The organism is Paraburkholderia madseniana, from assembly GCF_009690905.1.
GTDB lineage: Bacteria > Pseudomonadota > Gammaproteobacteria > Burkholderiales > Burkholderiaceae > Paraburkholderia > Paraburkholderia madseniana.
The window spans coordinates 1-23,871 of the sequence record NZ_VOSW01000024.1 but is presented as its reverse complement, the minus strand read 5'-3'; the positions used below and the strand labels follow the sequence as shown (position 1 = coordinate 23,871).

Here is a 23,871-nt window from a genome sequence, read left to right as displayed (position 1 = left end):
TCCAAGGAGACAACCATGCAATGGACCACCCCCGCCTATACCGATCTGCGTTTCGGTTTTGAAATCACGATGTACATCGCCAATCGCTGAAGCAACGATGAAGCGCCGCCCGCCCATCGCAGTATGTCGGTGTGCGCGGCGGCGCCCGGAGCATGGCTCATGAAGATCAAAATTCTAGGTTCCGGTGCAGGCGGCGGACTGCCGCAATGGAACTGCAACTGTGTGAACTGCAACCGGGCCCGTTACCAGACTGGCGACGTGTTGCCGCGCACCCAATCTTCGATTGCGGTGAGCGAGAACGGTGTCGACTGGATTCTGATCAATGCCTCGCCGGATCTGCTCGCACAGCTGCGCGCAAATCCGGAACTGCAACCGGCCCGCTCGATTCGTGACAGCGGCATTGCCGCGGTCGTGCTGATTGACGCACAGATCGATCACGTCACCGGCCTGCTGATGCTGCGCGAACGCACCACGCCCCTACCGTTGTATGCCTGCGCACCGGTGTTCGCCGATCTCTCCACCGGTTTACCGCTGGTTCCGCTGCTCGACCATTACTGTGGCGTCGAGCGTCACGAGATCGTGCTCGATCAGCCATTCACGATCGCGCCGGTGGAGGGTATCCGCCTCACCGCATTACCGATCGAAAGCAAGGCACCACCCTATTCGCCGCGGCGTGCCAATGCCGCACCAGGCGACAACATCGCACTGCTGATCGAGAACCTTGCTACCGGCGCACGCGTTTTCTATGCTCCGGGGCTCGCGAGCGCACCGGAACCTGTGCTCGCCGCGATGCGCTCTGCGCAACTCGTTCTGGTTGACGGCACGTTCTGGTCCGCGACCGAAATGATCGACCTCGGCCTGTCGACCCACCTCGCGGCCGACATGGGCCATCTTGCGCAGTGCGGCCATCGCGGTCTGTCAGGGATGGTTCAGCTACTGGACGCGCTGCCCACTGCGACGCGCAAGGTGCTGATTCACATCAACAACACCAATCCGATTCTCGACCCGCATTCCCCCGAACATGCCGTGATACGCGCACGCGGTATCGAAGTGGCACGCGACGGAATGCAATTCCAGGTATAGCCATGAACGCCCCGCTGCCTACCACTGTTACCCACGCCGTCCCCTGGTCACCGGACGAATTCGAAGCGCGTCTACGCGCGCTCGGCGCGCACTATCATATTCATCATCCGTTCAATCAGCGGATGAACAGTGGCAAGTGTTCGCCTGAGCAGATTCGCGGCTGGGTCGCCAATCGCTTCTATTACCAGATCAACATCCCGCTCAAGGATGCCGCGATCCTGTCCAATTGTGATGACAGGCAGACGCGCCGCCTCTGGATCGAGCGGTTGCACGATCACGATGGCTACGGCGACAACCCCGGCGGCATTGAAGCATGGGCGCATCTCGCCGACGCGGTCGGCATCGACCGCAAGGCATTGTGGTCGCTCGAGCTGGTGCTACCCGGCGTGCGCTTCGCAGTGGACGCCTATGTCAATTTCGCCCGGCGGGCGCCGTGGCAAGAGGCAGTCTGCTCTTCACTCACTGAGATGTTCGCGCCGCAGATTCACCGCGACCGTCTGACCGGCTGGCCCGACCTGTATCCATGGATCGACGCGCAGGGATTGCAGTACTTCCGCAGCCGCATTCCGCTTGCCCAGCGCGATGTCGAGCACGGGCTCGACGTCACGCTCAGTCACTTCAAGACCCCCGACGCCCAACAGCGTGCCCTCAACATCCTGCGCTTCAAGCTAGACATTCTCTGGTCAATGCTCGACGCCATCGAAAAGGCGTACCCGGTATGAACGCTCCACACCCCGATCACTACGCCAGCCTGCGGCCACATCTGCGCACGATGTTTCGCCTGCAATGGGAAGACGCGCAGGATGCCTACGTATTGCTGTATCCAGAAGGCATGGTCAAACTCAATCCGAGTGCAGGCGAAATTCTCGCGCGCTGCGACGGAACCCGGGAACTAGACGACATCATCGACGAACTGGAAGACCTGTTCAGTGTGTCGGACCTTGCCGCCGATGTATACCGCTTCATCGACCATGCGCGGCAACGCGGCTGGCTGGATTGACATGGATACGACGATCGATTTCCCAGGCACTCGCCCCTCCCCGCCATTGTGGTTGCTGGCGGAACTCACGTACCGCTGCCCTTTGCACTGCGCGTTCTGCTACAACCCCGTCGACTTCGCCAGTCACGGTGCAGAGCTCGATACCGACACCTGGCGCGACGTGATCACGCAGGCGCGCCGCATCGGCGCAGCGCAGATTGGCTTCTCCGGCGGCGAGCCGCTTGTGCGTGACGATCTCGAAACGCTGGTCGAGCACGCGCGTGGATTGGGCTTCTACACGAATCTGATCACCTCAGGTGTCGGGCTCAACGAGACACGCATCGCCCGTCTGAAAGAGGCGGGGCTGGACCATATTCAGCTCTCCTTCCAGGACTCGACGCGTGAGCTGAACGATTTCGTGTCCAGCACGAAGACCTTCGAGTTGAAACATCGCGTAGCGCGCCTGATCAAGGCACACGGCTATCCGATGGTGCTCAATTGCGTGCTGCATCGCTATAACCTGCCGCATGTCGGGCAGATCATCGACATGGCGCTTGAGATGGGCGCCGACTATCTCGAACTGGCGAACACACAGTACTACGGTTGGGCGATGCTCAATCGCGACCAGTTGATGCCGACCAGCGAACAATTGCGGGAGGCCGAGGCGACAGTCAATCAGTACCGTGAACGCGTCGGCGATCGCTGCCGGATCCTGTTCGTGGTCCCTGACTATTTCGAGGTGCGGCCCAAGGCCTGCATGAACGGGTGGGGTTCGGTGTTCCTCGGCATCGCGCCGGACGGCACCGCGCTGCCATGCCACGCAGCACGCTCGCTGCCGGGTCTGGATCTGCCCCACGTGCAGGACGCTTCGTTGGCGGATATCTGGTACCACAGCCATGCGTTCAATGCGTTTCGTGGTGATGGCTGGATGCGCGAGCCGTGCCGGAGCTGCGACGAGCGCGAAACCGATCATGGAGGCTGCCGCTGCCAGGCGTATCTGCTGACCGGAGACGCTGCGGCTGCGGACCCGGTGTGCGCAAAGTCGGCGCATCACGGGCAAATTGAGCAGGTGGTGACGCTGGCGCGGCGGCCGGCACGTGACGACCAGGTCCAGCCGCTGATTTTCCGCAGCAGGGATAACTCGTTGCGTTTGGGATGATTTCAGATGAAGTTGCGGTTTCGAGAGTTTCGAGAAAGCCCGGTGATTCCCGTGAATGACGGAGAATCACCGGGCTATTTTTTTGGCGCCAATCAAGACCGTTGAAGCTGTCGAGACTATTGCGAAGTACCCGCGTTGAGCGGCGTCTTCGACGCCTTGGCGTTGTCGTCCGTCAGCTTGGTGGCACCGGCGCTATAGCCGTTTGAATACAGCAGGAACGCCATGATGTCCGCGTAGTCCTGCGGTTTCATCTTGCCGGGGCGGTCCGCCGGCATATTGTTCGTCATGTATCCGTACACCCCGCCGATGGTCAGTTTCGCGTTTGCCGCCGGCGCAAAGGCAGGACCACGCAACGCCGGTGCATTCAAACCTTGCAGGGCGGGACCGTGGCATTTTGCGCACGCACTCGAGTACAGGGTTTTGCCGTGCGCCACCTGCGTGCGGTCGAAGCCGGGGGCGTCGCCCGCGGCGCTTGCATCGACCTTGATGAAGCGGCCCTGCTGCGACCCGCGACTGCCGGCCAGCATCATTCGCCACATCGTATCGCTGCGGCCGGGGCCGTCTCGATAGGCAAATTCGGCCGCGGGCGAACGGGCTGCCTGAGCCGCCTCAGGTAGTGTCCAGTTGCGGGTCAACGCTGCGAGCCTGCCGTTCGACGCCAACTTCTCCAGCGCTGCGTCGATGCGCGGTTGCAACGCCGCGCCATTCTTGCCAAAAGCGAATACCAGATGCCAGTCCGCATACGGTGAAACCGTACTGGTAATCTGGAAGTGCTGTTGCGGATGTGTGATCGTATATGCCACCACCGCCGGATACCAGACGATTGCACGTTGCGCATGTCCGCTTGCCAGGGCGTCGACGGTGAGTGCCGCCGTGTTCTCCAGATCGAGCCTGACGTTGGGTTGCTGCACGGCGATAAGCTGCGCGGGGCTCGCATAGGTTGCCGCGACGATCTCCTCGCCGCTGGACGGCGTTGACGATTCGCGGGTGGTGACGCTCACGTAGCCGGAGTGCAGATAGCTGCGCGAGAAAGTCAGCTTGCTGCCGGACCCGTCGGCGACGCTCGAGCGCGGAAAGCCGGCAATGACGTCGCATTTACGCGCAAGCGCCTTGTTGAGTTCTTTCAGCGATACGCCGTCGTCGTCACTCCCGTCGAATCCCCCGGGTGCGAGCGACAACGCAATGCCCGCCGTGCGAAACGCTTCGCGCGTCACGGCCTCGTCAAGCGCGGTCGATGGACTGCCGGGAAACGTGCAAACGCGCACACCCGCGTTAGCGAGACCTGGCGTAATTGTGCCCGTAGCCAGCAGCATACCGGCGAGAGCGAACGAATTGAGTCGAGTTTTCATGATCCTGCTTCCGGGAAAGACCAGGCCACGACGGCTGGACGGCCTGCGCAAATGTCGCGCTGGGCAAACCGTCGTGGCAGCCTGGTGAACATCAGCCGTGGTTGAGCGCAAACACATACAGCGTGCCGCCGCGTGGGACCTTCTCCGCAGCCTTCGCCATCGGCCCACCCCAGATCGGGTTGGCACCGCCGTAACCGGCAAGAATGGCGACGTACTCCTTTCCGTCGACTTCGAACACCGACGGTTGAGCAACGATCCCGCTGGCCAGTTTCGGGCTCTGCCACAACACTTTGCCGGTCGCCTCATCGAATGCATACAGGTGGCCGTCGAGCGAACCGCTAAACGCGAGGCCGCCCGCAGTGGTCGCTACGCCACCATTCCACGGCAGTTTGCTCCAGTGACTCCAGACTTTTTTGCCGGTGTTGACGTCGATCGCCTGGAGCTCTCCATAACCCTTGCTGCCCGGCTCCGGTTTGATCTCGAACCCTTCGCCAAGGTACGGCAGGCCCTCCATGTAGTTCACTGATTTGCCGGAGAGCGACATGCACGCATGCAGAGCGGGAACGATCGCGAGATGCTTGTCCGGATCGTACGAAACCGACCACCAGTTCTTGCCCCCGAGGAAACTCGGACAGGTTTCGATCGTCGTGCCGGCCTTCGGATATTTCGACGCGTCCTGGATCGGCGAGCCATCCGCCGTATAGCCGGTGACCGACGATGCAGTGACAAAGGGTTTCGCGTAGATCAGCTTGCCGGTCGTGCGATCGATCGCGTGGAAAAAGCCGTTACGGTCCGCATGGATAATGGCGTCGTAATCCTTGTCCTGGTACTTGATCGTGGCAAGCACCGGCGTATTGACGCCGTCGTAGTCCCATGTGTCATGTTTCGTGTACTGGTAATGCCATTTGAGGTTGCCATTCCTGGGATCGAGTGCGAGCAGCGAGTCGGAATACAGGTTGTCGCCGGGCCGCAGATCGGCGAGCCACGGTCCCGGGTTACCCACGCCCCAGTAAAGCGTTTTCGATGCGGCGTCATAGGTGCCCGTCAGCCAGGCGGGTGCGCCGCCGTGCTCCTGCATGCCGTTCGGCCATGAATCGCCACCCTTCTCGCCGGCCGCGGGTACCGTAAAGCGCTTCCAGATCACGTTGCCATCGTCGGGATTCAATGCTGCGATGAAGCCGCGTGCGCCGTACTCTCCGCCTGCACTGCCCACCACCAACGCACCGTCGAGCGCGAGCGGCGCAAGGGAGAACGCGTAACCCAGCCCCGGCTCGAACATCTGCTTGCGCCAGACAAGCGCGCCTGTCTTTGCGTCGAGCGCGACGACGTCGCCGCTCAGCATCGCGAAGTAGACGTTCTTGCCGTACAACGCCACGCCGCGGTTAATCACGTCGCAACACGCCGTCTTGAACGATTCCGCGCCGAGCTTGGGTTCGAATTTCCAGAGTTGCTTGCCGGTTGCGGCGTCGAATGCATACACGTTGTCCTTCGGCGTGGTGACGAACAGGTAGCGGCCATTCACAATCGGAGTCGCTTCGAAACCCTGCTGCAGATCCGCCGGAAATTTGTAGCTCCACACCTGTTTGAGGTTCTTGACGTTAGCTGCGTCGATCTGCTTGAGCGGTGAATGCGCCTGACCGTTATAGGTTCGGTAATACGTGAGCCAACCGGGGTCGCTTTGTGCGGCAGTCAAACGCTCGTAGGTGACGGCGGGATAGTCGTCGGCTACTGCGACCGACCCCAGTATCAGACTGACGGCGGCGGCCACACCCATCGCAAGCGCCTTAGGCCGCGTCGCCGAAGTTAAACGTGCTTTCATCCTTGTCTCCTGTTGAGTTGTCGACGCGAGGCCGTGCGGCGGCGCCATCGTCTAGTGAATGCAGACTGGCTGCTGACCATTCAAGGCAAGTCGCGTGCCATTGGCAGTGGCGTTGCCGCGAGCCGTCGCGGATCATAAGGACGGGCGCTGCTACGCGATTGCGCGGTCATCGCGGAGTGACAACCGGTGTTGCACGCTGGCGCAGTCGAGCGAGGATGTGTTGCTAAAAATGACAGTTACCACACGGACGTAGCAAGCGGCACGTGGAGGCGATCCACTCGCGGCGACGTATGCGTCGCGCGTGGTGGTCGACATCTGAGTTCGCCTGACGCCTGCCGCGACGCAAACAGGACCGAATGGCACGCTTCTCGCTGAATGCCCCGCACGATGAAGTGTGTCAGCACGGCGGATACGTCGAGCCAACGCGGACCGTCTCCATCGACACCAGTCACACAATCATTGGAGGAGTCAGGCATGAACCACGCAGATATGCAGTTTCTCGACGTCGAATTTCCGTATGCGCGGCAGTACGCCAATTTCATAGGCGGCAACTGGGTTCCGCCGGTGCGCGGCGAATACTTCGACAACGTGTCGCCCATCACCGGCGAAGCCTTTACGTCGATCCCACGCTCGACAGAAGAAGATATCGAACTCGCCCTCGATGCCGCCCACCGCGCCCGCAAAGCCTGGGCCGATACCGCGCCGGCCGTGCGCGCAACGATCCTGAACCGTATTGCCGACCGCATGGAGCAGAACCTCTCGCGCATCGCGTTTGCCGAATCGATCGACAATGGCAAGCCGATCCGCGAAACGCTCGCCGCCGACATCCCGCTCGCGATCGACCACTTTCGCTATTTCGCCGGTTGCATTCGCGCACAGGAAGGAACGCTCTCAGAGATCGATGCCGATACCGTGGCTTATCATTTCCACGAGCCGCTCGGTGTGGTCGGTCAGATCATTCCGTGGAATTTCCCGATCCTGATGGCGGTGTGGAAGATCGCGCCCGCGCTGGCCGCGGGGAACTGCATCGTGCTCAAGCCTGCCGAGCAAACTCCTGCATCGATCCTGGTGTTGATGGAACTGATCCAGGACCTGCTGCCGCCGGGTGTGCTGAACGTGGTCAACGGTTTTGGCCTCGAAGCCGGCAAGCCGCTCGCGTCGAGCAAGCGCATCGCGAAGATTGCCTTCACGGGCGAGACATCCACAGGCCGCCTGATCATGCAGTATGCGAGCCAGAACATCATCCCGGTGACGCTCGAACTCGGTGGCAAGAGCCCGAACATTTTCTTCGCCGATGTGATGGATCGCGACGACGGCTACTTCGACAAAGCACTCGAAGGTTTCGCGATGTTTGCGTTAAATCAGGGTGAAGTATGCACGTGCCCATCGCGTGTACTGATCGATGAAAAAATCTACGACCGCTTCATGGAGCGTGCCCTGAAGCGCGTCGCCGCAATCAGGCAGGGGCATCCGCTCGACACGAAGACAATGATCGGCGCCCAGGCTTCGGAGGAACAGCTCGAAAAAATCCTCTCATACATCGATCTCGGCAAGCAGGAAGGCGCTGAGTGTCTGATCGGCGGTGAACGCAATACGCTCGGCGGCGAACTGAGCAAAGGCTACTACGTGAAGCCGACTGTTTTCCGTGGCCACAACAAGATGCGTATCTTCCAGGAAGAAATCTTCGGGCCGGTGGTGTCGGTGACGACATTCAAAAACGAAGAGGAAGCGCTCGAAATCGCCAACGATACGCTGTATGGCCTCGGCGCCGGTGTATGGACTCGCGACGGTACACGTGCCTATCGCTTCGGCCGGGAAATCCAGGCAGGCCGCGTATGGACGAATTGCTATCACGCCTATCCGGCGCACGCGGCATTCGGCGGCTACAAACAGTCCGGCATTGGTCGCGAGACTCACAAGATGATGCTCGACCACTATCAGCAGACCAAGAATCTGCTCGTCAGCTATAGCGAGCAGCCGCTGGGTTTCTTCTAGCCCACTACGCACGGATCTGGAGCGGTGTGAGACCCGCTCCAGACAAGTGGTTATATACGTCGCGGCCCGCATCCCCGCTTTACTTCCACGCATAGCGCAATCCAACCCATACGCCGCGCGGCGCACCCACACCGAGAAACTGTTCGTTGGTCACCGCATCGGGCGAGAACGAATGGCCGGGGCCATTGAAAAAATTCTGCCCGAGGATGCCGAAGTCGGCGTAGCGTTTGTCGAACAGATTGTTCACATGCGCGAATAGCTGCAGTTGCTTCGTGACCTGATAGGTCGTGTCCAGATCGACGATCGCATAGCCCGCGATACGCCCATTACTGTCCTGATTGTTCTCGTCGCCACGGGCGAATATCGAGCTGCGATAGAGTATGTTTGCTCCCACACTCCATTTCGCGGTAGCCGCATAATCCAGACGCAACTTCAGCGTGTTTTCCGGAATGCCGGGAATACGGTCGCCCGGGTGCACCGTAATGTTGCCCTGGGCGGTAGCGCTCGAGTTGCTCGCGCTTTGCTCGACAAAGCTGCTTTGATAGGTTGCGCGCAGATAGGTATAGCCTGCGTTCACAGTAAGCGGACCTGTCTGCGCGCGTGCGTTAATTTCGAACCCTTGCCGCCGTGTGGCGCCGATGTTCTGGAAGTATCCGGTCGAGGTCGATGCTCCATTACTGCTGACAAACGCTATGTCATCGTGAAGTTCGGTGCGGAACAATGCCGCGCTCCAGTGAATTGCCGACGATAGCGTTCCGCGCGCGCCCGCCTCGAAGGTCCGCGATATGACCGGCTTTAACGCGGGGTCGGCAATGAAATCGTTCGGCAGCGAACAGGGCGCAGCCGGGTCGGCGCAGGCCAGCTCGATCGCGGTCGGCGTACGTGTGCCCTCGCTGTAGTTGGCATAAGCCGTCAACCAGGGCGCCGGGTTATAGGTGATGCCCACCGCAGGATTGATCCGCGAAAAACTGTGCGAGCCATTCAACAGGGGCTGCATGCCGCTGCGATCCTCGATATCGACGCTAGCGTGGTTGTAGCGCGCCGAGGCCGTCAGCGCAATCGTGCGGGTCAACGAAAGCGTATCGGTCACGAACACACCGAGATTGCTGTTCCGCGTCGATGCGTCGGTTTTCAGGCTGAAGCCGCTGGTCCCGACGGTCTGGCGATCCGAGGCGAACTGAGCATTCTGCGTGTACTGCGCGAAGCCGGTGTTCGCAAAATCGCCGCTGACACCCGCCGTCAACTGATTGTCCATCCCCGCGACTTTTCCGGTGACGCTCAATTGCAGGGCGAAGCCATAACTGTCCTGCGAGATCACTGAGTGCGCGTTCTGCGCAGGTACAGTATCGATCGCGCCCGTCGCCGGATCGATGGAACCATAATCTCCATTGACGTTGCTGCTGAGGTTGTTGTTGTTGTAGTGCCGGTAGTACGCGTCGCCGGAGAGCTGCAACGCATCGCTGAAGTCATGTTTGCCCGACAGGTTCAGCATGATCGCGCGATTCTGATTCTCATCGGGATACGTATAAGGTTGGCGCGTATTGCCGAGAAACGAGCGCGGAATGGTCTGGGTACCTTGCAACTGATTGTCGGCTGCGGTGAGGCTCAGCTCGACCGTGGTGCGCGGGTCCGTATAGCCCACCTTGCCGAATAGCTGCTTCACGCGGCTGGGGTTGTGGTCGGCCCAACCCTGATCGGCCTCGTCGTTAGCGGTGACAAAATAGTCAAAGCGTCCGTACTGGCCACCTTGCGTTAAGACCACGCTCCTGCGTCCGAACGAGCCGCCCTCCACTTCGACGCTGCCGCCGGGATTATCGCGGCCATTTTTGGTGGTGATGGCGATCGCGCCGCCTAGCGTGTTCAAACCGAATACTGGATTGGACCCGGGCATCACCTCGATGCGTTCGATCGCCGATTGCGCGAGCAGGTCCCAGTTGACCACGTCGCCGAATGGCTCGTTGATCCTTACGCCGTCCTGGAACACCGACAGGCCTTGAGGTGTGCCGAGAAGCGGCGAAGCGGTGAAGCCGCGATAGTTGACGTCCGGCTGATAGGGGTTGCCCTGACTTGAATTGAGCGTCACGCTTGTGACGTTCTGCTCCAGGTAGGCCGTGATGGTATTCGGGTGTTGCGCCTCGATGTCCTTCGCGCTGACGATCTGCACCGCGGCAGGCACTTCGGTGAGCGGCATGCCGAGGCCGGTCAGCGGTGCGGTGCCGACCACGGTCACGACCGGCATCACCTGCGAGGACGACGATGCGGGTTCGTCTTGCGCCACTGCACAAGTACCCTGGGCCATGGCGAGTATGCCCGCTATGGCGGTGGCGATGCGCGTACGCCGCCAGTCGTCGCGATGCGACTTCATGTGTCTCCTCCGTGGCGCGCATCGACTTCATGGTCCTGCGCGGTATGTTCTTTGATTGCGGTTTTCGATGTACCCACTTCCAAGCAACATCGATGCCGGAGATCGACGCTATGCGACGCGATGTCGAACGCTGTACCGCGTTTGCCTTCGCTCATGTGACACCTGTGTCGAATTGGTACAGCGGTGTTGCGAACGGGAACACTGAACGCGCGCCTTCGGTCCGCGCTTGATCGAAACAAGGCCGCACGCGCGTCTTCACGACCGGCACACATGTTGCGATCCGAATGGCAATCAGAATCCGGGGGTGGCGTGCATGATCACTTCAACACTGAAAGGTGCAAACGCGGCGCGACGCAGAGTGCGTGGCCTTCAGTGCGCCTTGGCGGCGAACCCGCCGGTGCGCGTCGCAGCGAGCCGACTCCCGCCGCACACCAGCCGCGTTTTCAGCGACCTTCGGGGAGCACGCGCGCATGCCATTGCGTTAGTCGTGCTTGCCGTCCATTGCACGGTTGTGCTCAAGGCATGGCGCGTGTCCGTGGAAAACCTGGAATACACGGCGCCGCATCCACTGGACCTGCAATTCGATGTAGGGGGTACCGTACCGCCACCGGCCGCGATTTCAACACGAACAGCAGACCGCAACGCCGACCTGACGCCGGCTATGGCATCTCCCGCGCCACCGCCCTCGATCCCGCTGCGCCGTGCAAGAGATATGACCACTCCGAGAAACTCGGCTCAGGCTTCGCCATCGAAACCGCTCGCAAAGACCGCGCCGAACAATGAATCGAAGCGGCAGCCTGCGCCCTCGACTGCAGCTCCGAGAGCGACGCCACAACCGGTGTCCACAGATACCGGTCGCGAAGCACGCAATGCGTCGGCAGCACAATCGCCGGACTCCCAGCCGGCACAGGAACCGCTCACCGAACCGAGCTTCGGCGCTGCTTACCTGCACAATCCCGCGCCGACCTACCCAGGCGTGGCTCAACAACGCGGCTGGCAAGGCACCGTCATGCTTAAGGTTCACGTGCTGGCCAGCGGCCGGCCAGACCACGTCGGACTCGCGTCGTCGAGCGGCCACGAGTCGCTCGATGACGCGGCACTCGAAGCCGTCACCAACTGGCGATTTGCGCCGGCTCGCCGTGGCGCTCAGCCGGTCGATGGATGGGTCCAGGTACCCATCGAATTCAAACTTGGAGCCTGACCATGAACATATCTGACGTCGCCACACAGCTCATTGTCGACGCTTCGCTTTGCTTGCTCGCAGCATGTTCGTTGCTGACGTGGTGGCTGATTTTGTACAAAGGCTGCGCGTACTGGCATCTTGCTTCTGAGAACCGGCGCTTCACAGCGCTCTTCTGGAGCGCTGCCGAGCGCGATCCGTCGGGCATGCCAGGTAGCCCGTCACACGCTTCGGAGTGTCCGAAGGCGCGCGTGGCGCGCGCCGGCTTCGCCGCATGGTCGGGCACCGCCCCAGCGGAGACGGCAGCGGCCAATGCAGAATTCGTGGCCTGGGACCGCCACGAATTGCTCGATCGCTTCCTGAACCAACAGATCCAAAGAGAAAGGCGCACGCTTGAACGCGGCTTGGCGCTGCTTGCATCGATTGCCACTACCGCGCCGTTTATCGGCCTGTTCGGCACGGTGTTCGGCATTATCCATGCACTGCACGCGGTCGCTGTGGGCAGCGCGAGCGGGATCGAAGGGGTCGCCGGCCCGGTCGGGCAAGCACTGACTGCGACGGGAATCGGGATCGCCGTCGCCATCCCCGCTGCTCTGGCCTATAACCTCTTTGTGCGCCGCGTTCACATCTCGATTGCCGATCTCGAGGACTACGCCGCGGATCTCGTCAACGTTGCGCAACGCAACGGTTTTCGCGCGGTGACGGGCGCTCATCGGGCGGAGGTACTCACATGATTTCCCGTTCGAACGCAAAAGACACGGACCAACCGCTCGCTGAAATCAACATCACGCCGCTCGTCGACGTCATGCTGGTACTCGTCGTGATTCTTCTGGTCATGGCGCCGATGTTGACCAGAAGGCTGCATATCGATCTGCCGAAGGTTGCAGCCAGCGCGCCCGAAGCGCGTGATCACGCGGTGACGGTCAGCCTCGATGCACACGGCAAGCTCACGATCGACGGCCGCGACATCGCCGCGGACCAACTGGAGCCGACGCTCAAGCGCATCGCAGCGCGGGATGACCCGACCGTGGTGAACCTGCGTTCCGATCAAAGCCAACCATTCGGCGCTGTTGCGAATCTGCTCGCCAGAATCGGCCATGCGGGCATCGCGCACGTCGCAGTCATAACGGCGAACGTGGTGCCACGGAATTGACGTAGCGCGGCCCTGCGCTTCATGCCCCTTTCATGCCTTTGACTTAAATCAACGGAGTTGCCCATTGGGTGTTTATAGTCAACGCGCATACGGGGACGAACCGGTTAAAGCGAGAGTTCCTCAGTTCAACGTTCTCTAACGAAAAAGTGGCATTGAGCGCCCGGTAAGAGCACTGCTTTCTCCGCAAACACAGGGAGCAGTCGTCACTCGACGCGGCCTGGCAGAAAATTTCAGATGCGGTCATAGCATGCCCGGCAAGACATTCATTCTCGATTCGATTCTTGCGACGCCAGCGCCGCACAACGGCGACGTCACGGTCGCCGTTCGTTCGTCACTGCTGTCGACGCTCTTTGAAAACATACGGCCGCTCGTCATGTCGGGGGGCGCAAGCGGTTTCATTGCGCTCGTAGCCGCGATCCGTCTGCATCAGACGTGGGCCGAGCTATGGCTCGTGGCGGATATTGGCCTCCTGTTAACACGGCTCGGGATCGCTCGTGCTTACATCGTGCGCAGCCGTACGGGTGCGGTTCACCCTGGCCCGTGGGCCGTCCGATACGTCCCGCCTTCGCTACTGGCCTGCCTGCTGTTCGGCCTCGGTACGATGGGCTGCATCCTGTCCCATGACGGCGAACTGGCAGCGCTCGCCGTCATGGTGACGGCCGGGATTCTAGGCGGAATAGCATCAAGAAATGCAGCCTTGCCCCGGCTGGCGATCGCGCAGATTTGCCTAGGGGCAATTCCCATTGGACTGGCCGGGCTGCTCGCCTCCCGTAGCGCAATGTGGATTCTGGTGCCACCACTTTGCCTGTACGTTGCGGCGATGACTTCGGTGGTCAGGCGCCACTATGCGATGCTTGTTGCCCTGATGACGGCCGAACAAAGGCACGCTGAACTTGGGGCCCAATTCGATGCGGCGTTGGCGTATATGCCGCACGGGCTGTGCACCATCGACAGCGCCGCGAAGGTGATCATTGCCAATCGCCGAACCGCAGAGCTTTTCGGCGCCCCTGTCGAGATGCTGAAGCTCAATGTCCCTCTCCCTGAGTTCATTGGTCAGTTAGGGCTCGCGAAGTATGGCGAAACGCTCCGGAAGCAGCTTGTCGAGCGGTGTACGACATGGCTGTTGGAGAAACACGCTCCGCTTGACCTGAATCTCAATGATGGCCGCCAGCTCGAGATGACTCGCAATCCGGTGCCTGACGGCAGCGCTGTGATCATCATCGAGGACGTGACGCAGCGTAGGACCGCCGAGGCCAGAATTCTTCAATGGGCCCGTCACGACGTGCTGACAGGTCTGCCGAACCGACGCTACCTGCGCGAACAACTGGAGTGGAAACTTTCCCGGTGCGCGGACGATCACGATCCGGCATTGGCGGTGATGTATCTCGATCTGGACAGCTTCAAACAGGTGAATGACGGCTTTGGCCACGCGGCGGGCGACGAAGTACTGAAAATGGTCGGCGAGCGATTGCGACGGACGCTGCGACAAGGGGAGCTGGTGGCACGGCTCGGCGGCGACGAATTCGCCATTGTCCTTGAGAGCTCAACCACGTCCTCCACCGCCGCACTTGCGCAGCGCATTATCCAGCAGCTATCCGAACCCTATGCGCTATCAGCAGGCGCGACGGTGAAAATTGGCGTGAGCATCGGCATTGCCTTCGCAACAGAACACGAGCCCCTTGAACTGTTGAAGAAGCGGGCTGATGCGGCCTTGTACGACGCAAAGAAAGCGGGCAAAGGGGTATTTCGTTTTTGGGCCATGGACGCGGTCGCGAAGTAGAGCAGTGCCGCTAGCAAGTCTGATCTCGGCACGCGGAAGCATGCCGTGCATGACCGTAATGGTCTTGAGACCGTAGCTGCCTTACTTGGGTGCGGGGTCAGGGCCAGTGCTTGCGATAGCGAAAAGTATCTACCATTTCTTGTTTTACTTTCACCCGTCGTCGCGCTCCTCGCCTCTTTCACAGTATTGGAACTGTCTGGCCGAATTTTCTCAGTGCCGCAAGCGTGGCAACGTCGGCGCGGGCCGCTCGGCGGCGCCATCGCAATGAGAATGGGTGTATGGTCGATTCACTTTATGGGCATGACGGCTCAGTTCGCAAAGAGACGTCCAGACATCGAGGGTGACGCGGGGACGGACGGAAACACACACCAGGAACCGTCCTCATGCCGGAAGAATACGATCGTCAGTGGTCCGGTCGAGATGCATCCTTCCAGTCGCACATAGCGGCCGTGCGTCGCGAGCACCCGACCAATCTGCGTCACCCTCGCGGGCATCGAAAGCGTAGGTGCAAGCCATTTATCCACAAGAGATCGCAGGGAAACGCGGTTGCTGTTCATGACGTGAACTCCGGTTGGACTGCGACGGAAAGTCGTTCCACAGGTCCGTGAATTTATTATTGGACAGACACCCGCGAAGTTAAATCAGAGGAGCCCGAGAATGACGTAGCCGAACGTCATGCTCTGTAGGCGTTCGCCTACAGAGCACTTGCCGCGTGACGCATAGCTCAAGCAACCTCAAGGGGCGTACCCCGTGCGCTTTCGCGGTGGTGGTCTGTCTGGACATGAAGAATATCCGCAACTTTCATCTTGACCTGGCCGGCATTTGCTCCAGCGAAACGATTTTCGGATTCGGCACGATATTTCTTGCTGGCTTGCAACAGCCAAGTGTGGCCGCTTCCAGTACGAACCCAATCGGAGGGGAAGATTTCGTGCGCACCAAAATTCATAGCGGTCCTTTGGAATTAGCGGTTCGACGTGACCTCGCACGCGATTGACCAGTAGGGGGAGCAGGGTTCCGCCGTGCCCCTGTACGCTACATCGCCAATGATGAGTTCGTCGTTTATGCGGGGCATACCGGCTTCCAGAGGCTATTTGCGCCTGGAGGGGCAGCAGGTTTGATCTACATCAAGTGCGCTCGCAAGACGCGTTCAGATGCGCCGGCATTCTGTCGATAAGTTGGTGTGGACATGAGAAAGCCAGCATCGGGAGTGAATGTTTTGACTGCGTGTGGTTCGGTACCGCCCGCCGTCTCAGCTGTTCGGCAAGACGTCACGGGGTTCTGATTCAGATCAAATGACTGAATACATTATTTCTTAAGATGTGCGTCAGCGTAAATGTATCGCTGATCAAAACAAGACATAAAACATGCATAGGGATTGTGAATAAATATCAGTAGTTCGCCATCGTGAATCGGGGGTTAGACCATGCTCGCAAAGAACGAATAATTTCGAGCTTCTATTTCTGAATTCCAATTGAATCGGAACCTGTAGTGACGAAAGTCATAGGGTTCGTGGTCCTGGCGTGGGCGGTGCGCGCGGATCCACATCAGCACATCGTCCGCAAGGAAGGCTCACGATGGAACAAAGATTATTTTCGCCCGCGCTCGCCGCGACGCCGATTTGGTCCGACCCGGCCGTTCGCGCGTGCAGCATCCTATGCGAATGGTACAGGTACTACGACGTTCAACATCACACTTGCCCTGCAGGCCAATTGCACCATTGCCCGCGTGGGTATTCAACGAAAGCTTGAGACCGACTATATGTTTATAGGAACCAGATTGGCTCCTTATAAGCGTATCTGTAACGCGAGCCGACTCGAATGAATAACACAGCCCCCAGTGTCCATCGACATCATGCCTATCTCTCGGTACGCTGCAAATTTCTGCTGGCGTTGTGCGCGGCAACAAGCTGGACAGCGTTTTCCGTGTGGGCCGCGCGGCCATGGATGGCGGATCTGTCTCATTGGATCGGAAGTATAGCGACGGTGCTTGCGGTCGGCGGCATCGCGATCGTGCCGGGCTTCATGAATGCCTTTCTCGTGGTCAGCCTCTTACTTGACCGGCGCCCGACTCATGCGCCGTCGGCGAGCTATCCGCCCGTGACAATTCTGATCGCAGCCTACAACGAGGAGGCCTCAATACACGATACGCTGGCGGCCATTGGTCGGCAGCAGTATCCGGCGTCGATGCAGGTGATCGTCATTAATGATGGGTCGCGCGATCGCACCGCTCAGGTGGTAAGGGCCGCGCGGACCGAGTACGCGTGGCTGGAACTCATCGACATCCCTACAAATGATGGGAAAGCCAATGCACTCAATGAAGGATTGAGCCGCGCGCAGCATGATTTGATCCTGACGGTCGACGCGGATTCCCAGCTACATGGTCGAGCGCTCGTGAACATCGTCGAACGGTACGTGAACAATCCGCCGAACACGCGCGCCGTAGCGGGGGCGATACTGGTGAGAAACTCCCGTCAAAACTGGTTGACGCGTTGCCAGGAATGGGATTATTTCGTCGGAATTGCGGCCATCAAACGCATGCAGTCCCTGTATCAGGGAACCTTGGTTGCGCAAGGGGAGTTTTCGTTATACGACCGACGGGTGCTGAGGGAGGTAGGGGGATGGCCCCCGTGCGTCGGCGAAGACATCGTGCTGACCTGGGCCCTGCTGAAAGCCGGCTATCGGGTCGGCCATTGCGAAGATGCGTTCTGCTTCACGAATGTGCCGACGAAGGTACGGCAGTTTGTCCGGCAGCGTCAGCGCTGGGCCCGCGGAATGATGGAAGCGTTTCGGCAACATCCCGACATCCTGTCGACGCCGCGCCTGTCGACTTTTTTATCTATTGGAACCTGTTGTTTCCCTGGTTGGATGTGGCGTTCTCATTTGCCTTTATCCCGGGCCTCGTGTCTGCTCTTTTCGGGGTTTACTGGATCGTCGGTCCGATGACCGTCACCCTGGTTCCGCTGGCGGGATTGATGAGTGCCGTCATGTTTTCGGTCGAAAAAAAACGTTCAGGCAACTCCACCTGACGGTACGGCGCAATGGCGTTGGGTTGGCCGCCTACCTGCTGTTTTATAGTTTTTTGCTACAGCCGGCTAGCGTACTTGGTTACCTTGACGAGTTGCTGAAAACGCGAAAAACGTGGGGGACGAAATGACACCCCGCTCGTCGCTATGTGTGTCGTGGATCGCAATGAAGGTGGCTGCGGCGGCAACCCATGTGCAACCGATATCGGCACCCCGGCAGGCAGGAGGATCGGAAGTCTTCGTGACGAGCGATCGCGAAAGTTTCGAGGAACAGCGTCCCTCGGTGGAATATTTTCACCGATATGTGCAAGGCGATCAGTTCGTCGGGTTACGCGCGAGTGATTACCTGTACCGGTGCCCTTCAAGATTCGGATTTTCTCGTGCGCGAGGTCCAAGTGACGTTGCGAATGTCGCTGATCAACTCAACAGCCGTTGGAACCGAGATCACGTCAACGGCGGTCTCCGGTGCGTGCTACGCGAGGTGGCTGGCTGGCCGCGTGTCGTGGGCCAGGAGATTGTGCCGACCTCAGCCATCCTGAAGACCGGATACCGCGTTGGCTATGCCGAGAATGCCTTCCTGTGCGCCAACGTGCCCGCCACGTGGCCCGAGTTCATCCGACAGTGTCAGCGCTCGTCTCGCGGTCTGATGGAAGCGTTCAAGGCGCACTGGCAACTATTGTTCAAGCCACGCATGATCACGCTGTTCATCTGGCGGAACCCGTTGTTTCCGCATCTGGATCTGGTCTATACGCTCGTCTTCTTACCGGGGCTGCTGCTAGCGCTGTTCGGCATCTACTGGATTGCAGGGCCTGTGACGCTGCTGGTGCTGCCATTGGTGATGATGGTCAATGGGATCATGTACCGGATCCAGTCCCGAATGTTTGCGGAGCAAGGTCTGAAGGTGCGCCGCAACGTGCCCGGGTTCGTCTTCTACAGCCTGTTTTACGAGCTCGTCTTGCAGCCTGCGTGATGCGATTCATCACACGCGGCAAACACTCGGGCACCAAGTGACGAGCTAACGGAAAAAAAGAAAGGGATTGTCCATTCATGTATGCATGCAGCCATCTTGACGCGCGTGCGCTCTGGCGCACGCTGAGCCTCGCCAGCGTCCTGGCAATATGCACGCCAGTGTCCGCGTATGCCCAGTCCCGCGATGGACCGGGCAAATACGGCACGCTGACCGGAGATGCATTGTTCAGCAACGACAGCGACCACTTCGACGAAGAACGGGCGAACATCGGCTATCTTTTCCCGAATGGCTGGGGGCTGGGCGCGAGCGTTACGCATTACAACGCGCCCGACTGGTCGGTCTACGGGCGAGGCTTGTACGGGCAGTACCGACAACATGACGCGCAGCAGATCGTGGACGCGCACCTGGGCGTCATGGACACCGGCGGCTACGCTACGCCAACAGGCATGCTCGACTATATGCGGCACATCAGCGGTGACACGTCGCTCGGCGTGAGCGCCGAGCGAAATGTGGTCGATTCGATCAGCGGGATTGAGCAAGGTCTGACGTATAACAGCCTCATGCTGGTACTGGATCATCAGTTCACTCCGCGTTTTACCGTCGGGGCGGTAGCGGGTGCGATGTGGTTCTCGGATCACAACACGCGTCCAATGCTGCGCACGCGATGGAATTACGAACTGGTGGCAAACAGTGGGCTGAACTCCTACATCAAGACTCGGAACTACTACGACAGCAATCCCAATCGTGGCGACTACTACTCGCCACGCTGGCTGGCCGAGTATTCGGGTGGGCTTTCCTGGCGAGCCGCACTCAGCGACAAGGCGGCATTTTTCGTGAGCGCTGACCTTGGGCGTCAGAATACGGAGAACGGGGTGGTCAACATCTGGGGAGCGCGCATCGGCCTGCAAAATCACCGTAGCCGGACCATGCAGTGGCAGGTCGCCGTGGACACGACCAACAACCACACGGCTGGCTTCGCGGGGGGCGGTAGCGGCTATCGCTATACGAGCGTGACGGGCCGATTTATGTTTCCCTTCAACTGAGGGTATCTGCATCTCCGATCGCTGAGGTTTACTCTGTTTTTCGCCCTCCAGGGGGCAATCGTCCTTCTCGTGAGAAATCTGACGGTAGCCTCGCGCAGAGACGCTTGCAGAAAGGCTCTCCGGTTCGGCGATTTCGCGCCGTCAACGATTCTTCAAGCCGTTGATGCATTTGGATTTTCTGGGCGAAAGCGCCAGATTTCTCATGAAAAGAACGAATACTCCTATTGCCAGAAGCATCCTCACACCGCTTTGAGGCCGAGAGTTGACCTGAATCCTTGATGCAGATCATAGGGTTACCCGTCGTGCCCTCCATACTTTTGATACACGGGACTCAGCCGTCCGCAGGCTGAACCCGCCGTGTCGACGGGTAAGGGGTTCGATATGCAAACGCCGGTAGCGAGAAAGGCCGTACGGGTCATCATTAGGGAACACCAGCAGCTAACGATGGTCGTCACGGGCATGCAACGCTTTGTCAAACTGCTCGGTGCCGGCGCAGCCGTGCCTAGACCGACGATGTTTCGGTCCATGCTGTATTACATTAGCGAGTATCCGGAGCAGCTACATCATCCCAAGGAAGAGCGCTACCTGTTCGCGCGCTTGCGACACCATGCCAACGACCTCGACAAGACCATCGACGAGTTAGAGAAACAGCACGCTGAGGGCAAGGCTCGAATACGAAACATCGAACATGCGTTGACCCGATACGAACTCGTTGGCGAGTCCGCGCTCCCGGTGTTGCGCAAGATGGTCGAAGAATACGCCGCGTTCTCCGCAAATCACAGGCGCCTGGAAGAAGAGGTGATTCTGCCTGCCGCGCGTCAGTGGCTGACGGAGGAAGACTGGAACGAGCTGGACGAGGCGTTTGGCACAAACCGCGATCCGTTCGCCGGCGTCACGGTTGAGGCAGATCTCGGCCGCCTCTTTGCGATGATCGTCAAGGCCACCCGGGAACCATAGGAAATGCAAATGTTGATCTGCGTCAATGCGACAGCGTTGGCGCATGTTCATGCTAGACGGTAAGTGCCCTTCATCCCGGAATCACCAGTTCGGCCCGGCAAGAGCGCATTCTGCGAGCGACACTCATGGAATGTTTGACCGCCCGCCAGATCGTTCCAGGTGTGACAGGATGTGAGGACGCTTGCCGCCAAGAAGGGAGGCGATATGCAAGCCATGCACCACTTTCGTCTGGAACTGCGGCACGCAACGATGCCCACGTACGTTGCCAGTTATCTGTTCCCGTTTCTTTTATTCGTCTACGAAACTCATCGCGTCGGCAGGTGGATTTTCGACTACGGGATGAATTTCTCAAACTACAAGTTTATGGGCTATGAGTATCTGCTCATGCTCGTGTTCGTCGCACTCCAGATCATTTTCGAAGTCGCTTTCCTCCTGGGAGCCTGGTTGGGGCGACATCACGATCTCGATAATCGAATTACAAATGTTCTGGCTGGGGTGGGCTGTTCCATTGGCATCCTCGCCTTCAATTTTGCCTTGCAACATGCCCTCTAGACCGGGCGTGTCGTCTTCTGTCGGTGAGAGGTGATGCCATGGTCCAGGCAAACGAAATAACCCGCGATCTTGCGCAGCAGATCATTGGCCGCTTTTACCGCGCGCACGCTCAAAAAGACGTAGCGCTTCTGCGGACGGTTGTTACGCCCGACTGGCAATACGTGCCTGCGTCTTTCGGGCCGGCCGGGGGGCCAGACCAGATGATTCCAGTATTTGTTGACTTGGCTTCTGCGTTGCCGGACATGGACATTCAGATCCTGGATGTATTGATCCACGGAAACATGGTTGGCGTGCGGGCAAAAGTCAGGGGAACGCAGTCTGGATCTCTGATGGGCATCGCAGCGACATCCAAGCCAATCGAGTTTGCGATTCACTCTTTTCACGAGTTCCGCGGCGAACGTATAGCGAAAACCTGGCATCTCGAGGACTGGCTAAGTGTCTTCCATCAGCTCGGAACGCTGCCGCCCAGCCTCAATTGAACAAGCATTGTCTATTTACGAACGGTTGCAATCGACTAAATCGAAGGCTCGTTGTCCGCGCAGAGAAGTCGCTCGAATGTCCTACCGACGCGGGCGACCCTCTCCGGCCGTTGCGGGAAGCGCGACCCCAAGGGCAGCTTCCGGGCGACAACAGCCATTTCTTCCTCTAGTTGCCAGGCGTGACTGATCAGGTACCGTGGCACAGATCGGCGATCGTCAGCGTTCACGGCGGCGTCCGCGTCTATTTCGTCGATGCAGGCAACCCCATCAGGTACTGCTGGTGCAACATCATATTGTTCATCATCATCTGCTGCATGTTCAGGTACTGGTCGGTCATATACTGGCGTCGCCGAAGCTGTTCGGGTGTCAGGTTCGAGTAATAGCCGCCCATATGCCCCCAACCGCCCATCATTCCGGGCTCCATCATCCCAGGACCGCCCATCATTCCCGGTCGCCATAGACCGCGCATTGCGCTCATGGCACTTTGCATCGTGGCCCAGTGTTGCTGCAAAAGCCGCTGCCGCTCTTGTGGATCCTGCGTCTGACGGACCTGATCCATTTGGGCTTGCATCGTTTTCATCTCTGCCCGAACCTGCGCGAGCTGCTTGTCGAATTCAGCGGTGTTAGGCACCTGCGCGGGAGGGGCCTTTTTCGTTTGCGTGGTCTGCGCGGCTGCGGTTGTCGGTAACATCTGGCCGCTGAGGGCAAGACCAGTGACAACAGCAACAAGGAATTTTTTCATGACGGTCTCCCGACATCGATCGATGAACCTGCGAGTTATGAGTTTTTCTCGCCTGATCGCATCATCGACCGCCTTGGCCCGACCCCATTTGACGTGGATCAGAAGAGCGCCAGTGCCAACCACAAGTTAAATCAGCGGTGCCTGAGAAGTTTGCCGGTGCGAGATACTCAAGGGCGCGATACACGGTCCCTTGATCGACCGATACGGCTGATGAGGTATTTGGTCGCAACGAAATGGAATCGTTGCAACGGAGATTCGCGCAGCTCAATGATTGGACCGGCGACGAAGCTGCGCGCTTCAATCCATACTCGATAAAGACACCGAATCCCAACGCGTAGGCGACGGTGCATTCCCCTTCTGACATTCTCCACGCATACTTTGACGTAGATCACATTACGTCACTGACTCATTGAGCCGGACACAACCGAACAGTTAACGTCTTGACGAATATCGTTGATAGGGTCGGTCGACCCGTCGCCAGTAAAGCGAAGGTGCATGCCGGTGATGCACTCTCCTGCCCACGACGGCCTCGTGCTGCGGAGAGGGGGTCTTTGCTCCCCGACGCGTGGGATAAGTCCTACTGTTTGTTCAGAAAAGTTGGCGCACCATAGCCTGCAAGCCAAACCTTGATGGGGTCCCATTCTTCACGGGACCCGATAGCAGCGTTAACGCATAAGTTTTCGGTTTGTTAATGCAGATAAGAATCGCTCGTATTCCTGTCGACGTTAGCGATTCCGCTGCTGACGATAAGCCGTGACTCACACTGGGTCGTGGATGTACCTGGAAATCAGATTTTCGCAAAGCTCAGGTAACGACTCCCACCTCTGTTCGTGAGCGTACTACAACAAGGATTTCAGCGAAGTTCGCACAGCGAGTTGCTGGCGCAGTGCTGATCTGGACGAGTGAAGGGGACTCACCATGCCTGTCCATAGTGCAGCAGGCACGATGACGCTTATGTCGGAGACGGAAGCCCCATCAGAACGCGAGATTCGCGCGTTGCGCCTTGAGGCGTCGATCGACGGCAAAGCTGTCGTGCTGACCGATATCGACCGAAGGACGCCTGGCGTCCGTCGAGAAGTCCGCTATCAGATGACTGTTACTGAGTTTATTGCGGCGAGAGATACGGTCAAGTCTGGTGTATGAGCGGTTGATGACCGGCGACGTCAGGCGGCGAGTTTCTGCTGACCGGGTTGATCGTCTTGCACCGGTTCTCCGTCCTTGAAGGCAATGCCTTCCAGCAACAG

At 59.2% G+C, this 23,871-nt stretch carries 23 protein-coding genes; 17 read left to right on the top strand and 6 right to left on the bottom strand.

The genetic code is table 11. The features are described from left to right. The first annotated feature begins 15 nt into the window (after positions 1 to 15). The 5 genes from pqqA (at position 16) to pqqE (ending at position 3,221) form a co-directional block, all read left to right on the top strand. Entirely contained in the window at positions 16 to 90 is a 75-nt protein-coding gene (gene pqqA / locus FSO04_RS14545; RefSeq protein ID WP_006410019.1) for a pyrroloquinoline quinone precursor peptide PqqA, read from the top strand. A 69-nt stretch (positions 91 to 159) separates the two neighbouring features. Then, a complete protein-coding gene (gene pqqB, locus FSO04_RS14540; protein ID WP_154560353.1) occupies positions 160 to 1,083 on the top strand; it encodes a pyrroloquinoline quinone biosynthesis protein PqqB in 924 nt (307 codons plus the stop codon). 2 nt (positions 1,084 to 1,085) lie between these two features. Further along, the gene (gene pqqC / locus FSO04_RS14535; protein WP_154560352.1) at positions 1,086 to 1,805 is read left to right on the top strand and encodes a pyrroloquinoline-quinone synthase PqqC; all 720 of its coding nucleotides are present in this window, start codon (positions 1,086 to 1,088) and stop codon (positions 1,803 to 1,805) included. Continuing rightward, positions 1,802 to 2,083, top strand: a complete 282-nt coding sequence (gene pqqD, locus FSO04_RS14530; RefSeq protein ID WP_154560351.1) for a pyrroloquinoline quinone biosynthesis peptide chaperone PqqD — start codon at positions 1,802 to 1,804, stop codon at positions 2,081 to 2,083. The genes pqqC and pqqD overlap by 4 nt, the downstream gene beginning before the upstream one ends. Position 2,084: 1 nt before the next feature. After that, positions 2,085 to 3,221, top strand: coding sequence for a pyrroloquinoline quinone biosynthesis protein PqqE (gene pqqE, locus FSO04_RS14525; RefSeq protein WP_154560350.1), 1,137 nt, complete (start codon positions 2,085 to 2,087; stop codon positions 3,219 to 3,221). Between the two features lie 116 nt (positions 3,222 to 3,337). On the opposite strand, the gene FSO04_RS14520 is transcribed toward pqqE, so the two are convergent. Together FSO04_RS14520 and FSO04_RS14515 are read right to left on the bottom strand one after the other, a co-directional pair. After that, positions 3,338 to 4,570 (bottom strand): c-type cytochrome, encoded by a 1,233-nt coding sequence (locus FSO04_RS14520; RefSeq protein WP_154560349.1) that lies wholly within the window; start codon positions 4,568 to 4,570, stop codon positions 3,338 to 3,340. Between the two features lie 91 nt (positions 4,571 to 4,661). Beyond that, complete coding sequence (locus FSO04_RS14515) at positions 4,662 to 6,389, bottom strand: methanol/ethanol family PQQ-dependent dehydrogenase (protein WP_154560348.1); 1,728 nt, start codon at positions 6,387 to 6,389, stop codon at positions 4,662 to 4,664. 474 nt (positions 6,390 to 6,863) lie between these two features. On the opposite strand from FSO04_RS14515, the gene adh reads away from it, so the two are divergent. Then, positions 6,864 to 8,384 (top strand): aldehyde dehydrogenase, encoded by a 1,521-nt coding sequence (adh, locus tag FSO04_RS14510; protein WP_154560347.1) that lies wholly within the window; start codon positions 6,864 to 6,866, stop codon positions 8,382 to 8,384. 79 nt (positions 8,385 to 8,463) lie between these two features. Here adh and FSO04_RS14505 read toward each other — a convergent pair whose 3' ends face one another. Then, positions 8,464 to 10,749 (bottom strand): TonB-dependent receptor, encoded by a 2,286-nt coding sequence (locus tag FSO04_RS14505; RefSeq protein ID WP_154560346.1) that lies wholly within the window; start codon positions 10,747 to 10,749, stop codon positions 8,464 to 8,466. Positions 10,750 to 11,587: 838 nt separating this feature from the next. Between FSO04_RS14505 and FSO04_RS14500 the strand changes: the two genes are divergently transcribed. The 4 genes from FSO04_RS14500 to FSO04_RS14485 all read left to right on the top strand — a co-directional run bounded on the left by FSO04_RS14500 (position 11,588) and on the right by FSO04_RS14485 (position 14,862). Then, positions 11,588 to 11,950: an energy transducer TonB gene (locus tag FSO04_RS14500; protein ID WP_233464856.1), complete on the top strand. Its 363-nt coding sequence runs from the start codon at positions 11,588 to 11,590 to the stop codon at positions 11,948 to 11,950. 2 nt (positions 11,951 to 11,952) lie between these two features. Continuing rightward, positions 11,953 to 12,663, top strand: coding sequence for a MotA/TolQ/ExbB proton channel family protein (locus tag FSO04_RS14495; protein WP_154560345.1), 711 nt, complete (start codon positions 11,953 to 11,955; stop codon positions 12,661 to 12,663). Further along, positions 12,660 to 13,082 carry an ExbD/TolR family protein gene (locus FSO04_RS14490; RefSeq protein WP_154560344.1) on the top strand — a complete coding sequence of 141 codons (423 nt, stop codon included), beginning with the start codon at positions 12,660 to 12,662 and terminating at the stop codon, positions 13,080 to 13,082. The genes FSO04_RS14495 and FSO04_RS14490 overlap by 4 nt, the downstream gene beginning before the upstream one ends. Positions 13,083 to 13,329: 247 nt before the next feature. After that, the gene (locus FSO04_RS14485) at positions 13,330 to 14,862 is read left to right on the top strand and encodes a sensor domain-containing diguanylate cyclase (protein ID WP_154560343.1); all 1,533 of its coding nucleotides are present in this window, start codon (positions 13,330 to 13,332) and stop codon (positions 14,860 to 14,862) included. A gap of 724 nt (positions 14,863 to 15,586) precedes the next feature. Here the strand turns inward: FSO04_RS14485 and FSO04_RS14480 are convergent. After that, complete coding sequence (locus FSO04_RS14480) at positions 15,587 to 15,808, bottom strand: hypothetical protein (RefSeq protein WP_154560342.1); 222 nt, start codon at positions 15,806 to 15,808, stop codon at positions 15,587 to 15,589. Positions 15,809 to 16,350: 542 nt separating this feature from the next. Between FSO04_RS14480 and FSO04_RS14475 the strand changes: the two genes are divergently transcribed. The 7 genes from FSO04_RS14475 (at position 16,351) to FSO04_RS14445 (ending at position 21,885) form a co-directional block, all read left to right on the top strand. After that, positions 16,351 to 16,683: a hypothetical protein gene (locus tag FSO04_RS14475; RefSeq protein WP_154560341.1), complete on the top strand. Its 333-nt coding sequence runs from the start codon at positions 16,351 to 16,353 to the stop codon at positions 16,681 to 16,683. Beyond that, on the top strand, positions 16,680 to 17,804 hold the full coding sequence (locus tag FSO04_RS14470; RefSeq protein WP_233464855.1) for a glycosyltransferase family 2 protein: 1,125 nt from the start codon (positions 16,680 to 16,682) through the stop codon (positions 17,802 to 17,804). The genes FSO04_RS14475 and FSO04_RS14470 overlap by 4 nt, the downstream gene beginning before the upstream one ends. 246 nt (positions 17,805 to 18,050) lie before the next feature. Beyond that, positions 18,051 to 18,854 (top strand): glycosyltransferase family 2 protein, encoded by an 804-nt coding sequence (locus FSO04_RS14465; RefSeq protein ID WP_154560340.1) that lies wholly within the window; start codon positions 18,051 to 18,053, stop codon positions 18,852 to 18,854. Positions 18,855 to 18,931: 77 nt separating this feature from the next. Next, complete coding sequence (locus tag FSO04_RS14460; RefSeq protein ID WP_154560339.1) at positions 18,932 to 19,897, top strand: hypothetical protein; 966 nt, start codon at positions 18,932 to 18,934, stop codon at positions 19,895 to 19,897. A 381-nt stretch (positions 19,898 to 20,278) separates the two neighbouring features. Beyond that, positions 20,279 to 20,854, top strand: a complete 576-nt coding sequence (locus FSO04_RS14455; protein WP_154560338.1) for a hemerythrin domain-containing protein — start codon at positions 20,279 to 20,281, stop codon at positions 20,852 to 20,854. 204 nt (positions 20,855 to 21,058) lie between these two features. Beyond that, positions 21,059 to 21,406 (top strand): hypothetical protein, encoded by a 348-nt coding sequence (locus FSO04_RS14450; RefSeq protein ID WP_154560337.1) that lies wholly within the window; start codon positions 21,059 to 21,061, stop codon positions 21,404 to 21,406. A 38-nt stretch (positions 21,407 to 21,444) separates the two neighbouring features. Continuing rightward, a complete protein-coding gene (locus FSO04_RS14445; RefSeq protein WP_154560336.1) occupies positions 21,445 to 21,885 on the top strand; it encodes an ester cyclase in 441 nt (146 codons plus the stop codon). A 241-nt stretch (positions 21,886 to 22,126) separates the two neighbouring features. On the opposite strand, the gene FSO04_RS14440 is transcribed toward FSO04_RS14445, so the two are convergent. Together FSO04_RS14440 and FSO04_RS47230 are read right to left on the bottom strand one after the other, a co-directional pair. Continuing rightward, a complete protein-coding gene (locus FSO04_RS14440) occupies positions 22,127 to 22,627 on the bottom strand; it encodes a hypothetical protein (protein WP_154560335.1) in 501 nt (166 codons plus the stop codon). A 975-nt stretch (positions 22,628 to 23,602) separates the two neighbouring features. Beyond that, on the bottom strand, positions 23,603 to 23,871 hold a 269-nt coding region (locus tag FSO04_RS47230), incomplete at its 5' end, for a hypothetical protein (protein WP_206753078.1).